This window comes from Streptococcus sp. GMD1S (genome assembly GCF_000296875.1).
In the GTDB taxonomy this organism is placed as follows: Bacteria; Bacillota; Bacilli; order Lactobacillales; family Streptococcaceae; genus Streptococcus.
The window spans coordinates 1-514 of record NZ_AJQY01000309.1; the positions used below are offsets into that span (position 1 = coordinate 1).

Here is a 514-nt window from a genome sequence, read left to right on the forward strand (position 1 = left end):
TATGCACGCGCCAAGTACTATTACTCAAAGAAACGAGAAGCAATTTACACAATTCCTGATTTGCTTCCGAGGTAATGTCATGGAAAATTTATTGGAAGTTGTTGAGCAATTTTTAAGTTTATCAGATGAAAAATTAGAGGAATTGGCAGCTAAAAACCATTTATTACGATTACAAGAAGAAAGGGAAGAGAAGAATGCGTAAGTTCTTAGTAGTTTTATTGCTACCTGCTTTTATCATAACTTCAAGAGTAGTTAGCACAGAAAAACAGCTTCCTTACTCTTCACAAGAAATTTATTATCTAACAGAGTCTGATTATGGATTCTACTATAAAGAAACTCTGGAATCCCCAATGGTATACGGAGAAACAGCTGTCTACGCTAATGAGGATCTTGTCAAGGAGTCTGGTAAATTGACTCCTGGAAACGCCTTTAAAATCGTAGAATGGCGTTTGAATAGACAAGGTGTTCCTGTTTTTAAATTAGATAATCACCAGTTTATCCTTGCAGATAAGCG

General features: G+C 35.6%; 1 protein-coding gene and 1 pseudogene. Both read left to right on the forward strand.

Going from position 1 to position 514, the window contains the following annotated elements; all coding sequences use genetic code 11:
• The first annotated feature begins 79 nt into the window (after positions 1 to 79).
• Complete coding sequence (locus GMD1S_RS12670) at positions 80 to 202, forward strand: SP_0009 family protein (protein ID WP_000429343.1); 123 nt, start codon at positions 80 to 82, stop codon at positions 200 to 202.
• A pseudogene (locus GMD1S_RS08950) lies at positions 195 to 514 on the forward strand (serine hydrolase); the annotation flags it as partial. The gene GMD1S_RS12670 and the pseudogene GMD1S_RS08950, both read left to right, overlap by 8 nt.

Bases quoted from the DNA above. Each gene is read 5' to 3' on its own strand.
- GMD1S_RS12670 (WP_000429343.1), top strand. From the start codon at position 80: ATGGAAAATTTATTGGAAGTTGTTGAGCAATTTTTAAGTTTATCAGAT.